This is a genomic window from Streptomyces africanus (assembly GCF_002150735.1).
GTDB classification, from domain to species: Bacteria; Actinomycetota; Actinomycetes; order Streptomycetales; family Streptomycetaceae; genus Streptomyces; species Streptomyces africanus.
The window spans coordinates 15,650-28,492 of sequence record NZ_MUKA01000225.1; the positions used below are offsets into that span (position 1 = coordinate 15,650).

At 70.3% G+C, this 12,843-nt stretch carries 18 protein-coding genes and 1 pseudogene; 12 read left to right on the forward strand and 7 right to left on the reverse strand.

The features are described 5' to 3' along the window. Positions 1–36: 36 nt before the first annotated feature. The 5 genes and pseudogenes from CCL05_RS26290 to CCL05_RS26305 all read right to left on the reverse strand — a co-directional run bounded on the left by CCL05_RS26290 (position 37) and on the right by CCL05_RS26305 (position 3,926). The gene (locus CCL05_RS26290) at positions 37–480 is read right to left on the reverse strand and encodes a sec-independent translocase (RefSeq protein WP_086562966.1); all 444 of its coding nucleotides are present in this window, start codon (positions 478–480) and stop codon (positions 37–39) included. A gap of 193 nt (positions 481–673) precedes the next feature. Further along, positions 674–940, reverse strand: a complete 267-nt coding sequence (locus CCL05_RS46400; RefSeq protein ID WP_244204417.1) for a PDZ domain-containing protein — start codon at positions 938–940, stop codon at positions 674–676. A gap of 66 nt (positions 941–1,006) precedes the next feature. Then, positions 1,007–1,963, reverse strand: a pseudogene (locus tag CCL05_RS26295) (S1C family serine protease); the annotation flags it as partial. Positions 1,964–2,063: 100 nt separating this feature from the next. Then, positions 2,064–3,086 carry a LacI family DNA-binding transcriptional regulator gene (locus CCL05_RS26300; protein ID WP_086562968.1) on the reverse strand — a complete coding sequence of 341 codons (1,023 nt, stop codon included), beginning with the start codon at positions 3,084–3,086 and terminating at the stop codon, positions 2,064–2,066. Between the two features lie 60 nt (positions 3,087–3,146). Next, complete coding sequence (locus tag CCL05_RS26305; protein ID WP_086562969.1) at positions 3,147–3,926, reverse strand: response regulator transcription factor; 780 nt, start codon at positions 3,924–3,926, stop codon at positions 3,147–3,149. A 172-nt stretch (positions 3,927–4,098) separates the two neighbouring features. Between CCL05_RS26305 and CCL05_RS26310 the strand changes: the two genes are divergently transcribed. The 9 genes from CCL05_RS26310 to CCL05_RS26345 all read left to right on the forward strand — a co-directional run bounded on the left by CCL05_RS26310 (position 4,099) and on the right by CCL05_RS26345 (position 9,701). Beyond that, complete coding sequence (locus CCL05_RS26310) at positions 4,099–4,950, forward strand: alpha/beta hydrolase (RefSeq protein ID WP_208641623.1); 852 nt, start codon at positions 4,099–4,101, stop codon at positions 4,948–4,950. Between the two features lie 38 nt (positions 4,951–4,988). Further along, the gene (locus CCL05_RS26315) at positions 4,989–5,243 is read left to right on the forward strand and encodes a MoaD/ThiS family protein (RefSeq protein WP_059418772.1); all 255 of its coding nucleotides are present in this window, start codon (positions 4,989–4,991) and stop codon (positions 5,241–5,243) included. A 3-nt stretch (positions 5,244–5,246) separates the two neighbouring features. After that, positions 5,247–6,332 carry a hypothetical protein gene (locus CCL05_RS26320; protein ID WP_086562971.1) on the forward strand — a complete coding sequence of 362 codons (1,086 nt, stop codon included), beginning with the start codon at positions 5,247–5,249 and terminating at the stop codon, positions 6,330–6,332. A 279-nt stretch (positions 6,333–6,611) separates the two neighbouring features. Then, a complete protein-coding gene (locus CCL05_RS26325; protein ID WP_086562972.1) occupies positions 6,612–7,349 on the forward strand; it encodes an LmeA family phospholipid-binding protein in 738 nt (245 codons plus the stop codon). A gap of 204 nt (positions 7,350–7,553) precedes the next feature. Continuing rightward, positions 7,554–7,634, forward strand: coding sequence for a putative leader peptide (locus tag CCL05_RS47570; RefSeq protein WP_350310325.1), 81 nt, complete (start codon positions 7,554–7,556; stop codon positions 7,632–7,634). 136 nt (positions 7,635–7,770) lie between these two features. Beyond that, entirely contained in the window at positions 7,771–8,616 is an 846-nt protein-coding gene (locus CCL05_RS26330; protein ID WP_086562973.1) for a sulfurtransferase, read from the forward strand. 43 nt (positions 8,617–8,659) lie between these two features. Further along, on the forward strand, positions 8,660–8,947 hold the full coding sequence (locus CCL05_RS26335; protein ID WP_054243838.1) for a DUF1416 domain-containing protein: 288 nt from the start codon (positions 8,660–8,662) through the stop codon (positions 8,945–8,947). 86 nt (positions 8,948–9,033) lie between these two features. Then, positions 9,034–9,294 carry a DUF3099 domain-containing protein gene (locus CCL05_RS26340; protein ID WP_086562974.1) on the forward strand — a complete coding sequence of 87 codons (261 nt, stop codon included), beginning with the start codon at positions 9,034–9,036 and terminating at the stop codon, positions 9,292–9,294. Positions 9,295–9,314: 20 nt separating this feature from the next. Further along, entirely contained in the window at positions 9,315–9,701 is a 387-nt protein-coding gene (locus CCL05_RS26345; RefSeq protein ID WP_086562975.1) for a VOC family protein, read from the forward strand. Here CCL05_RS26345 and CCL05_RS26350 read toward each other — a convergent pair. Further along, a complete protein-coding gene (locus CCL05_RS26350) occupies positions 9,695–10,057 on the reverse strand; it encodes a DsrE family protein (protein ID WP_086562976.1) in 363 nt (120 codons plus the stop codon). The genes CCL05_RS26345 and CCL05_RS26350 overlap by 7 nt on opposite strands. A 203-nt stretch (positions 10,058–10,260) precedes the next feature. Here CCL05_RS26350 and CCL05_RS26360 point away from each other — a divergent pair, with 203 nt between their 5' ends. From CCL05_RS26360 to ygfZ, 3 genes are read left to right on the forward strand one after another with little or no spacing between them, the layout of a single operon-like run. Next, on the forward strand, positions 10,261–10,836 hold the full coding sequence (locus CCL05_RS26360) for a heme-binding beta-barrel domain-containing protein (protein WP_010036187.1): 576 nt from the start codon (positions 10,261–10,263) through the stop codon (positions 10,834–10,836). Positions 10,837–10,852: 16 nt separating this feature from the next. Then, positions 10,853–11,290 (forward strand): Fur family transcriptional regulator, encoded by a 438-nt coding sequence (locus CCL05_RS26365; RefSeq protein ID WP_086562977.1) that lies wholly within the window; start codon positions 10,853–10,855, stop codon positions 11,288–11,290. A gap of 10 nt (positions 11,291–11,300) precedes the next feature. Further along, positions 11,301–12,266, forward strand: a complete 966-nt coding sequence (gene ygfZ, locus CCL05_RS26370) for a CAF17-like 4Fe-4S cluster assembly/insertion protein YgfZ (protein WP_086562978.1) — start codon at positions 11,301–11,303, stop codon at positions 12,264–12,266. Between the two features lie 19 nt (positions 12,267–12,285). Here the strand turns inward: ygfZ and dtd are convergent, their stop codons facing one another. Then, the gene (gene dtd, locus CCL05_RS26375) at positions 12,286–12,711 is read right to left on the reverse strand and encodes a D-aminoacyl-tRNA deacylase (RefSeq protein ID WP_086562979.1); all 426 of its coding nucleotides are present in this window, start codon (positions 12,709–12,711) and stop codon (positions 12,286–12,288) included. Positions 12,712–12,843: the final 132 nt, after the last annotated feature.

Sequence of the window (12,843 nt, forward strand, 5' to 3'; positions counted from 1 at the left end):
GTCACGCGCGCCGGGGGCGCACCCCGGTGTGTCGCCTCAGGTGGCGTCCATGTCGAAGGGCGGCCGGTCGTCCTGGCCGGAGATCTCGGGCTTCTTCGTCATGTCGATACGGCCGCCGGACGAGCCGGAGGACGACGAGGAGGAGGACGTGTCGGAGTCCCGGCTGTGGATGGCGTCGGTGACCTCGGCCATCTCCTTCTTCAGGTCGAAGCCGTTGCGGATCTCCTTGAGCCCCAGGTCCTCGTTGTCCAGCTGCTTGCGGATGAACGTCTTGGGGTTGAGATCCTCGAACTCGAAGTCCTTGAACTCCGGGCCCAGCTCCTCCCGGATGTCGTTCTTGGCGCTCTCCGAGAACTCACGGATCTTCCGGATCGTGCGCGTCACGTCCTGGATGACCTTCGGGAGCTTGTCCGGACCGAAGACGAGCACGGCAAGGACGATGAGCGTCACCAGCTCGAGCGGTCCTATGTCATTGAACACCTGAAGCTCCTTGCGATGTCCTCGGTCCTCGGCCCTCGGTGGTCATGCGGGTCTTGCCGTGGTCCGGGCCGGACCCACGGTACCCGGCGATCCTGTCCGACCGGTACCGTCCCGAGACCTCCGAGTGCGGGGAGTGGGAGCGCTTTCCCGAATGTTTGCCTTCTTCGTCCCTGTATGTGCCATACATCGCGACTCAGCTGCCACCGGCGGACCCGAGGACGAGCGACACCGTCCGCTTTTTGCCGGCGCGCTCCACGGTCAGCTCCAGCCGGTCGCCGGGACGGCGGGCACGGGTCTTGACGATCAGTTCCTCGCTGGAGTGGACGCGCCGGCCGTCGACCTCCGTGATGACGTCGCCCGCCTTGATGCCGGCCTTGGCACCCGGACCGCCCACGGTCACCGGCGGTCCGCCCTCGCTGCCCTCGGTGCCGACGCGGGCGCCGTCGCCCGTGTAGTCCATGTCGAGGGTGATGCCGATGACCGGGTGCGTCGCCTTCCCGGTGTTGATCAGTTCCTCGGCGACGCGCTTGCCCTGGTTGATGGGTATGGCGAAGCCGAGGCCTATCGAGCCGGCCTGGCCGCCGTCCAGCTCGGAGCCGCTGTCCGCCGATCGGATGGCCGAGTTGATGCCGATGACCCGGGCCTTGGCGTCGAGCAGGGGCCCGCCGGAGTTGCCCGGGTTGAGGGACGCGTCGGTCTGGAGCGCCTTGTACGTCGTGGTGTCCGAGCCGGTGTCGCCGTTGAACTGCCGCCCGCCGAACTCGAATGGCCACCCGTCGCCCTGCTGGGGCTGCTGGCCCTGGTCCTCGTCGGTCGGGACCGTGACGTCACGGTCGAGGGCGGAGATGATGCCGCTGGTGACCGTGCCGGACAGGCCCTCGGGGGAGCCGATCGCCACGACCTGGTCGCCGACCTGCAAGCCCGAGGAGTCGCCGAGCGTCGCCGCCTTCAGGCCGGAGGCGTTCTCCAGCTTGATCAGCGCCAGGTCCTTCTTGCTGTCGGTGCCGACGACCTTCGCGGAGTAGGACTTGCCGTCGCTGGTCGTCACCTTGATCTGCGAGGCACCGGCGACGACGTGGTTGTTGGTGACGACCTCGCCGCCGCTCGTGATGACCACGCCGGAGCCGGTGGCGGAACCGGCGTTGGAGGCGGCGCTGATCTCGACGATGCTGGGGCTGACCGCCTTGGCGACCCCGGCGACCGTGCCCTTCTGGGCGGACGGCACCACGTTGGTGCTGGTGGAGCTGGAGGCGACGGTGTCGTTGCCCGTCAGCTCCTGTATGCCGTAGGCGGTGCCGCCGCCGATCGCCGCGGCGACGATCGCCACGGCGGCGAGCAGGGCGACCGGGCCACGCTTGCGCTTCTTCGGAGCGGGTGCCGGGGCGTACGCCGGCGGAGGCGGCCACTCGGGGTTCACCGGGGCCTGCTGCTGACCCTCGTAAGGGTTCTGGTACTCGCCACTGCGGTGGAAGCTCTCGGTCATGTCTTCGAGCTTGGATCCCGACCATGAGAGCTTCCTGAGTGCACCCTGAGAAGCCCGACAGAACCTCGTATGCCCGATATAAAGGCGCCCCCGGAAAGGGCTAGGAGCAGCCGCAGGAGTGGCGTACCACCAGCCGCGACGGGAACACCTTCAGCCGCTCCCGCCGGGCCCCCGCCACGCGCAGTCCGTCGTCGAGGACGAGGTCCACCGCCGCGCGGGCCATGGCCGGCCGGTCCGAGGCGACCGTGGTGAGGGGCGGGTCGGCCAGCGCCGCCTCCTTGATGTCGTCGAAGCCCGCCACCGCGAGCTCGCCCGGCACGTCGATGCGCAGCTCGCGCGCGGCGCGCAGCAGGCCGATCGCCTGGTCGTCGGTGGAGCAGAAGATCGCGGGCGGCCGGTCCGGCCCGGAGAGGATCTTGAGGGCCGCCTGGTAGGCGTCGTAGCGGCTGTACAGCGCCTCGAACAGCCGGCCCTCCGTGGAGATCCCGGCCTCGGCCATCGCGCGCCGCCAGCCCTCGACGTGGTCGGAGACCGGGTCGCCGACCACGGGCGTCTCCGCTATGCCGCCCATACAGGCGACGTACTCGTACCCGTGCTCCAGCAGATGGCGTACGGCGAGCTGGGCGCCGCCCAGGTCGTCCGTGACGACGGCGACGTCGTCGATGGCCTCGGGCCGTTCGTGCAGCAGGACCACGCGGGCGTCCCAGGCGTCGATCTCGGCGGCCGCGAGGTCGTTCATGGCGTGGCTGACGAGGATCAGTCCGGAGACGCGCATCCCCAGGAAGGCGCGCAGGTAGTGGACCTCGCGCTCGGCGATGTAGTCGGAGTTGCCGACGAGCACCATCTTGCCGCGCTCGGACGCGGCCTGTTCGACCGCGTGCGCCATCTCCCCGAAGAAGGGCTGGCGGGCGTCCGGGACGATCAGGCCTATGAGGTCCGTACGCCGGGACGCCATCGCCTGGGCGACCCGGTCGGGCCGGTACCCCAGCTCCTTGATCGCGGCGAGGACGCGCTCGCGCGTGGCCGGGGCGACCGGCCGGGGTCCGTTGTTGATGACATAACTGACCACGGCAGTGGAAGTCCCTGCCAGCCGCGCCACATCATCCCGAGTCACCTTGGCCACGCGCGGAGTCTACGCGGATATACCCGCTCTGGGCAGGGCGTAAAGGAGCTTCGGTACGATTTACGCCTTGCTGCGCGACTCGGCGGTGTCCAGAGCGACCGACTCGTCCGCGTTGTCCGGGTTTTCCTTGGCCGCCTTGGCCTTCGCCTCCTCGGCGGCGCGCTCGACCTTCTCCGGCGTGACGAATCGATAACCGACGTTCCGGACGGTGCCGATCAGCGACTCGTGCTCGGGGCCGAGCTTGGCACGCAGCCGCCGTACGTGCACGTCGACCGTGCGCGTACCGCCGAAGTAGTCGTAGCCCCAGACCTCCTGGAGCAGCTGGGCGCGCGTGAAGACGCGGCCGGGGTGCTGCGCGAGGTACTTCAGGAGCTCGAACTCCTTGAAGGTGAGGTCGAGGACGCGGCCCTTGAGCTTGGCGGAGTACGTCGCCTCGTCGACCGACAGGTCGCCGTTGCGGATCTCCATCGGGGAGTCGTCGCTGACGATCTGCTGGCGGCCCATGGCCAGACGCAGGCGCGCCTCGACCTCCGCCGGTCCGGCGGTGTCCAGCAGGACGTCGTCGATGCCCCAGTCGGCGGTGACGGCCGCGAGACCGCCCTCCGTGACGACGAGGACGAGCGGGCAGCCGGGCCCGGTCGAGCGCAGCAGCTGGCACAGGCTGCGGACCTGCGGCAGATCGCGGCGGCCGTCGACGAGGATGACGTCGGCGCCGGGGGTGTCGACGAGGGCGGGGCCCTCCGCGGGGGCCACTCGCACGTTGTGCAGGAGCAGGCCGAGGGCGGGGAGCACCTCCGTCGACGGCTGGAGGGCGTTGGTCAGGAGCAGCAGAGAACTCATACGTCTGGTTCCTCCTCGGTCCCTGCGAGGACGTTTGTTGGCACAGCACAGCTCTGCGATCCCGAAGGCCCCGTACACCTGCGGTTTCCCGCCTCGTATACAACGCTTCCGAAAGCACAAAAGGACCCGGGGGCTACGCTGCCCGAGTCCTCTGCCCAGCAGAATAGCCCACATGAGCACTGGACCGGCAGGTCATGTGGCGCGTTCCACCGATCGTCCGCACTCCGAGACGACCCGGGGAACGCCTGTGCGGACGCGATTGCGGACCTTTCTGCGCACGTCAGACGGCGTGGCCATCGACGCCGTATACGACCCGGGTGCGGTTGTATACGACACCTCCCGGACGGCTGCCGATCACCCCGTGTTCGTCGTCGCCCACGGATTCACCGGCGCCGTGGACCGGCCGCACGTGCGGCGGGTGGCGGGGGCCTTCGCCCGGTACGGGGCCGTCGTCACGTTCTCCTTCCGGGGCCACGGGGCGTCCTCCGGGCGGTCGACGGTCGGGGACCGGGAGGTGCTGGACCTCGCGGCGGCGGTGGAGTGGGCCCGGGAGCTCGGGCACGCGCGCGTGGGGACGGTGGGGTTCTCCATGGGCGGCTCGGTGGTGCTGCGGCACGCGGCGTTGCACCCACGGCAGACGGACGCGGTGGTGTCGGTGAGCGCGCCGGCCCGCTGGTACTACCGGGGCACCGCACCCATGCGCCGGCTGCATTGGCTGGTGACGCGGCCGGAGGGCCGGGTGGTGAGCCGCTACGGCCTCCGTACGCGCATCCACCACCGCGACTGGGACCCGGTCCCGCTCTCGCCCGTGGAGGCGGTGCCGAGGATCGCGCCCACGCCCCTGCTGATCGTGCACGGCGACGCCGACGGCTACTTCCCCGTCGATCATCCCCGCATGCTGGCCGCGGCCGCCGCCGATCAGGGCGAACTGTGGCTGGAGCCGGGCATGGGACATGCCGAGAACGCGGCGGATGACGAACTGCTGGGGCGGATCGGGGAGTGGGTGGTGGGCCGGGCGGGCTAGCCTGACGGGGTTCACCGACAAGCAGATCGAGGAAGCAGATGCCAAAGGTCACGGTGCGCTACTGGGCCGCCGCCAAGGCCGCGGCCGGGGTGGCCGAGGAGCCGTACGAGGCGGCCACGCTCGCCGAGGCGCTCGCCGGGGTGCGGGAGCGACACCCCGGCGAACTCGAGCGCGTGCTGCGGCGATGCTCGTTCCTCGTGGACGGTGACCCCGTGGGCACCCGCGGACATGAGACGGTACGGCTGGCCGACGGCGGCACGGTCGAGGTGCTCCCGCCGTTCGCAGGAGGGTGAGCGATGACCGACCAGCCGACCAATCAGCCGTACGACGGCTACGAGGGCTACGACGGCTATGACCGCTACGGGCAGCAGGGGTACCAGCAAGGGCACCAGGGTTACCCGCAAGGGCACCAGGGTTACGACGATCCGTACGCCGCTCAGCAGTACACGCAGCAGTGGCAGGGGCAGACCTGGGAGACGCAGACGCAGTCGCCGGTGTCCGCGCAGGTGACGGCGGCGGAGGAGACGGCGTATCTGCCGCCGCAGGGCTACGGGGCTCCTCCCGAGGCGGCCCCTGCTTCCGCTCCTCCCGCCGCCGATTACGGCCCGGCCACCGTCGCCGGGAACCCGCGGGTCACGGACGCGCAGCGGGCGCGGGCGGAGGGGCGGTCGCCGATCATCGAGCCCGGGATGCAGCCGGCCGCGCTGACGGCGCTGCTGGGGCTGTTGCTGGCGGGCGCGGCGGCGGTCGGCACGTACGCGCTGCTGGTGCCGCTCGTCGTCCTGCAGGCCGTCACCGCGGCGGGCTGGTTCCGGCTGAACGGGATGTGGCCGGCGCGGCAGGGCATCGCACTGGGCTTCGCGGGCGCGCTGGCCGCGGACGCGGCGCTGCTGGCGTCGGACCGCTCGCCCTCGGCGATCCTGGGCACGCTCGGGGTGTGGGTGCTGCTGGCGCTGGTGCTCCAGCTGCGGTCGCACGCCGACCCGGACGAGCGGATGTACGGCCTGATGGCGACGGTCGCGGCGTCGGCGCTGGCGATCGTGGCGGGCGGGTACCTGGCGGCCGAGGCGGACGCGGTGACCGTGGGTGCGATCGCGGTGGCGGTCGCGGTCCTGGCCCGCGCCCTGCCGCTGCCGACCCCCGTGTCGGTGGTGGTGGCGCTGCTCGCCGGGGCGGGCGGCGGCGTCGCGGCCGGCTCCCTGACGGGCCTGGGCACGTCGGGCGCCCTCCTGGGCGCGGGCGCGGCAGCCTGCGCCCTGATCGGCCACCGCGTCGCCAGCTACGACTACCCGTCCCGCTTCGTCCATTTCACGGCGGGTGTAGCCCTGCCTTTGTCCGCAGCGGCTCCGGTGGTCTACGTACTGGGGCGGGCCCTGGTCTAGCGCGCGGGGGTCCGCTGAGCTGCGGGCAGTCGTGCCTCCCCCAGTGCCTTAAGGGCCTGGGAGGTGCCCCCAGGCGGCACGGGTGGGCGCAGCGGCACCCCGTTCCGCCGGGTGGCGCTACGCCCCGGCCCCGGCACCGACGCCGGGCGTCTGAGCTGTCACAGATGATCGACAAATCCGGAGCCCCCGCCCCCCACGGAGTTACCCTCACGCATGGACGGCCGCTCGGTCGTCGAACGCCGGACCGCCGTCCAACCGCCTAGGTGGGGGAAACACCGCATGCGCGCACTGCGAATACTGCTGATCGTCGTCGTGATCCTGGGCGGGCTCTTCGTGATCGCCGACCGCGTCGCCGTGAACTTCGCCGAGGGCGAGGCCGCCGACCGCCTGAAGACCACCGAGAACCTCTCCGCCACCCCGGACGTGTCCATCAAGGGCTTCCCGTTCCTCACCCAGGTCGTCGGCGGTTCCCTGGACGACATCGAGGTCGGGATCAAGAACTACGAGGCCGCCGCGGGCAATGACGCCCAGAAGATCCGTATCGACGACCTCCAGGCCGACATGCAGGGCGTCGAGTTCTCCGGCGACTACAGCTCCGCCACCGCCACCAGCGCCACCGGCACCGCCACCATCGCCTACGACGAGCTGCTGAAGACGGCGAAGTCCGAGCCCACCCAGGTCGCCCCGGGCGTCACCGCCAACGTCGTCGGCCTCTCCGACGGCGGCAACGGCAAGATCAAGGTCACCGTCGAGGCCACCGTCCTCGGCACCAAGCTGCCCGAACCGGTCTCCGTGCTCAGCTCGGTGACGGTGATCGACGGCACCGTGCGGGTGAAGGCCGACGGCCTGCCCAAGTTCGGCGGCGTCGAGATCGCCGAGTCCCGCGTCCGGGCCATCACCGACTTCCAGCAGAAGATCGACGGCCTGCCGGGCGGCATCCAGCTGGACAAGGTCCAGGCCGCGCCGAACGGCGTCGAGATCACGGTGAAGGGTTCCAACGTCCGCCTGGCCGGGTAGGCAAGCCGCCAGACGGACCGGGCCCGGCATGTCCGGTGGGCGAGACGGCGATGTCCGTAGCGCAGCTGTGACGGCGGATACATGGGGGCACAAGCCTTGTCCCGCACCTCCGCGAACGTCCGTGATCCCACATCGTGGATTTTCTCGTCTCAGCATGCGACACCCCGGTGACACGCGTGCCCGACCGTCCCTACGATCGACGACATGAAGCGACAGGCGGATCTCACGAAGCGGCGGGCAGTAGACCTGTGCCGCGTCGCCGCCATGCTCTGTCGCACCTTCTGAGCGACCGCGTCGGCCCATGCGCCGGCGCGCGCATCCCCGCCGCCCCGTACCAAGGGCACCCGTGCGCCGCCCTCGTCATGGGCGCGCCCCGCAGACCTCGCACGCCCCGCCGTAACTGCCCCGGAGGAGAAAGAGCATGAGCCGCAGCGACGTCCTGGTCGACGCCGACTGGCTCCAGGAGCACCTGGACGACCCGACCATCGCCATCGTCGAGGTGGACGAGGACACGTCCGCCTACGAGAAGAACCACATCCGCAACGCCATCCGGATCGACTGGACCAAGGACCTCCAGGACCCGGTCCGCCGTGACTTCGTCGACCAGGAGGGCTTCGAGAAGCTCCTGTCGGAGAAGGGCATCGCCAACGACCACACCGTGGTCCTCTACGGCGGCAACAACAACTGGTTCGCCTCGTACGCGTACTGGTACTTCAAGCTGTACGGCCACGACAACGTCAAGCTCCTCGACGGCGGCCGCAAGAAGTGGGAGCTCGACGCCCGCGAGCTGGTCGCCGGCGACGAGGTGCCGGAGCGTGCGAAGACCGACTACAAGGCCAAGCCGCAGGACACGTCCATCCGTGCCTTCCGCGACGACGTGGTGGCGGCCATCGGCTCGCAGAACCTCGTCGACGTGCGCTCGCCCGACGAGTTCTCCGGCAAGCTGCTCGCCCCGGCCCACCTGCCGCAGGAGCAGTCCCAGCGCCCCGGCCACGTGCCGAGCGCCCGCAACATCCCGTGGTCCAAGAACGCCAACGACGACGGCACCTTCAAGTCGGACGAGGAGCTCAAGGAGCTCTACGCCGCGGAGAGCGTCGACCTGGCCAAGGACACCATCGCCTACTGCCGCATCGGTGAGCGCTCCGCGCTGACCTGGTTCGTGCTGCACGAGCTGCTCGGTGTGGAGAACGTCAAGAACTACGACGGCTCCTGGACCGAGTACGGCTCCCTGGTGGGCGTGCCGATCGAGCTCGGCGCCAACAAGTAAGCAAACCGACCGACCTCTCAAGACCTCTCTTCAGGAGTACGACATGTGTGGAGCGAAGGCCGGCGGCCCGGACGCCTCGACGATCAAGCCCGGTGAGACCACCATCCAGGGTCAGGTGACCAAGGACGGCGAGCCCGTGACGGGCTACGTGCGTCTGCTGGACTCGACCGGCGAGTTCACGGCCGAGGTGCCGACCTCGGCGACCGGACAGTTCCGCTTCTACGCGGCCGAGGGCACCTGGACCGTCCGCGCCCTCGTGCCCGGCGCCACCGCCGACCGCACGGTCGTCGCCCAGCAGGGCGGCCTGGCGGAGGTCGCGATCGCCGTCTGACGGCGACAGTGCCAGGAGGGGCCGCATCCCACGGGTTGGACGCCTGGGGTGCGGCCCTTCGGCCTGCCCGGACCTACGCTGGACGTATGTACGCACGACGGCGGCATACGTACTTCGCGATGATGGGCCTCTGCATCGGCCTCTTCGTCCTGGCCTGGGGTGTGGTGCGGTTGTGGTCCATCCCCGTGGCCGTGGGGATGTGCGTGGTGGCCATGGTCATCCCGCCCGTCGCCGCGATGGTCGCGAACCGCCGGGGGCCGGAGGACCGCTGGTGGGACGACCCGTCCGGCGACCCCAAGTCCGACGAGTGGTGGGACGAACTGGACGGCAAGAGGCGCCGTTACTGAAGGCACGTGGGGGAGGAACCGTGCGCCTGACGGCGGCGACTCTGGACGCCCCGGACGCCCGTGAGCTGGCCGCCTTCTACCTGCGGCTGCTGCCCGGGTGGCGGGTGTGGCGCGGGGAGGAGGGGCCGGACTGGGTGCACATCCGGCCGCCGGACGGCGGTACCGGACTGTCCTTCCAGACCGAGCCCGGCTACCGGCCGCCCGTCTGGCCGAGCACGCCGGACCGGCAGCAGATGATGATCCACCTCGACATCGAGGTCGACGACCTGGAACGCGAGACCGCGCGGGCCGTCGCCGCCGGGGCCCGTCTCGCCGCCTTCCAGCCGCAGGCCGATGTCCGGGTGCTCCTCGACCCGGCGGGCCATCCGTTCTGCCTCTACACGGAGGCCACGGAGGCGTCTCAGTAGACGAGCGCCTGCGTCTCGTCCGCCATGGCCTCCTGGACGAAGACCTGGGCGCCCGCGATGCGGATGCCCTTCAGGACGTCCTGCTCCGTGATCTCGCGGCGGGCCGCGCACTGCGTGCACAGGGTGACGCGGCCGGCGGCCAGGACGGAGTCGAGGAGGTCGGGGAGCGGGGCCGCGTGCGGCAGCTCGAACTCGGCGGCGCGGCCGGGCAGGGCGAACCAGGCGGACTCGCCGGTCAGCCACAGGGAGACGTCGACGCCGCTGGCGACGGCCACCGCCGCCACCGTGAACGCCTGGGAGCACCGCTCGGGGGCGTCCGCCCCCGCCGTCACCTTGATCACCAGCTTCTTCGCCATAGCCGGAATCGTAGTGCCGAAAGCGCCCGCGTAAGCTGGGCGCGGCCCTGTGCACACAACCGCACCCCGCTCAAGGAGCACCCCGTGGAGCTTTTCTTCGAAATCCTGTTGGTCCTGGTCGCCGTCGGCGTCCTCGCCTTCGCCGGACTGACCGTGAAGAAGCTGTACCAGGGCCAGCGCTGACCCACGTCTAGGAAGTTCCCATGATCGAGATCCCGTCCGACCTCCACAAGGACCTCGTCCCGCTCGCCTTCCTGCTCGGCAACTGGGCCGGGGCCGGTGTGCACGACTTCCCCGGCTCCGAGAAGTGCAACTTCGGGCAGGAGGTCGCCTTCACCCACGACGGCCGGGACTTCCTCGAGTACCGCTCTCACAGCTGGGTGCTGGACAAGGACGGCAACAAGGTCCGGCCGCTGGAGTCCGAGCACGGCTTCTGGCGGATCGACGCCGAGCGCAAGGTCGAGGTGACGATGACCCGCGACGACGGTGTCATCGAGATCTGGTACGGCGAGCTGGCCGACAAGAAGCCGCAGATCGACCTCGTGACGGACGCGGTGGCCCGCACCGCCGCCTCCCAGCCGTACACCGGCGGCAAGCGGCTCTACGGCTACGTCAAGAGCGACCTGATGTGGGTGGGCGAGAAGCAGACCCCCGAGGTGGAGCTGCGCCCCTACATGTCGGCCCACCTGAAGAAGGTCGTCACCCCGGAGGAGGTCGAGCGCTGGGCGAAGGCCCTGCCCGACGACATGCCCGACGACGGGATCGCTTTCTTCAAGTAGTCCTAGACTGGCCGGTGTGGTGAGCACCGACTGGAAGAGCGATCTGCGGCAGCGCGGCTACCGGCTGACCCCGCAGCGGCAACTCGTGCTCGAAGCCGTGGACACCCTGGAGCACGCGACCCCCGACGACATCCTCGTGGAAGTGAGGAAGACGGCGTCGGGGGTCAACATTTCCACGGTGTACCGGACGCTGGAGCTGCTGGAGGAGCTCGGCCTGGTCAGCCACGCCCATCTGGGGCACGGGGCGCCGACGTACCACCTCGCGGACCGGCACCATCACCTCCACCTGGTCTGCCGTGACTGCCAGAACGTCATCGAGGCGGATGTCTCCGTGGCCGCCGAGTTCACCGCGAAGCTGCGGCAGACGTTCGGGTTCGACACCGACATGAAGCACTTCGCGATCTTCGGCCGGTGCGAGGACTGCGCGCTCAAGGCTTCAACTACCGAGTCGTAGGCTTACGGATATGAAGAGCCCCCTGCTGACCCTGCCCGGCGCCGTCCCCGCCGAGGGCGTGGACGAAGGCGTCGCCGCCCACTACGGGGATCTGTTCCGCGAGCAGCGTGCCCTCGCCGACGGCACCGGTTTCGTGGACCTCTCGCACCGGGGGGTCGTCGCCGTCACCGGCGAGGACCGGCTCGCCTGGCTGCACCTGCTGCTCACCCAGCACGTCAGCGACCTCCCGGCGGGCCAGGCCACCGAGGCGCTGATCCTCTCCGCGCACGGCCACATCGAGCACGCGCTGTACCTCGTCGACGACGGCGAGACCGTCTGGGCCCATGTGGAGCCGGGCACCCAGGACGCGCTGATCGCGTACCTGGAGTCCATGAAGTTCTTCTACAAGGTCGAGGTCGCCGACCGGACGGCCGACATCGCGGTCGTGCACCTGCCGGCCGGCTCCATCACCGAGGTGCCCGAGGGCGTCGTCGTACGGGAGACGCCGTACGGCCGGGACCTGTTCCTGCCCCGCGACGGCCTGGAGGCGTACGCCGAGCAGGCCGGGCCGCCCGCCGGGATCCTCGCCTACGAGGCGCTGCGCGTGGAGCAGCACCGGCCCCGGCTCGGCTTCGAGACCGACCACCGCACCATCCCGCACGAGCTGGGCTGGATCGGCTCGGCGGTGCACCTCCAGAAGGGCTGCTACCGGGGTCAGGAGACGGTGGCCCGGGTGCAGAACCTGGGCAAGCCGCCGCGCCGGCTGGTCTTCCTGCACCTGGACGGCAGCGAGGTCCACCTGCCGGTGGCCGGCACCGAGGTCCGGCTCGCCGACGACGGACCCGACGGCCGGAAGGTCGGCTTCATCACGACCTCCGCACGCCACCACGAGCTGGGCCCGGTCGCCCTCGCCCTGGTGAAGCGGAACGTGGCCGTGGACGCCCCGCTCGTAGCCGGCGACACCGCCGCGGCCCAGGAAGTCGTCGTCGAGCCGTAAGGCTTGTCGTTCTTTCGGGTCAGATCTCGATCAGCACGGTGAACGGGCCGTCGTTCGTCAGTGATACACGCATCGCCGCTCCGAAACGGCCCGTGGCCACCGTCGCGCCCAGCGCGCGCAGCTGGGCGACCACCTCGTCGACCAGCGGCTCGGCGACATCGCCGGGGGCGGCGGCGTTCCAGGTGGGGCGGCGGCCCTTGCGGGCGTCGCCGTACAGGGTGAACTGGCTGATCACCAGCAGTGGGGCGTCGATGTCGCTGCACGACTTCTCGTCGTGCAGCATGCGGACCGACCAGAGCTTGCGGGCCAGCTGGGCCGCTTTCTCCTTGGTGTCCTCGTGCGTGACGCCGACGAGGACGCACAGCCCCTCGCCCTCGATCGCCCCTACGGTCTCGCCGTCCACGACGACGCTCGCGCCGTCCACCCTCTGCACCACTGCTCGCATACGTCCATCATGCAGGGCGGTGACTTTCGCGCTTCGCGCGGTTCGCGCATGGCCCGAAAGGGTGGTTTGCCCGGAGGCCAACAGGCCGCGCACGGCCGTATTTTGCTGCTTAACCGCCCATCTGGGGTCTAT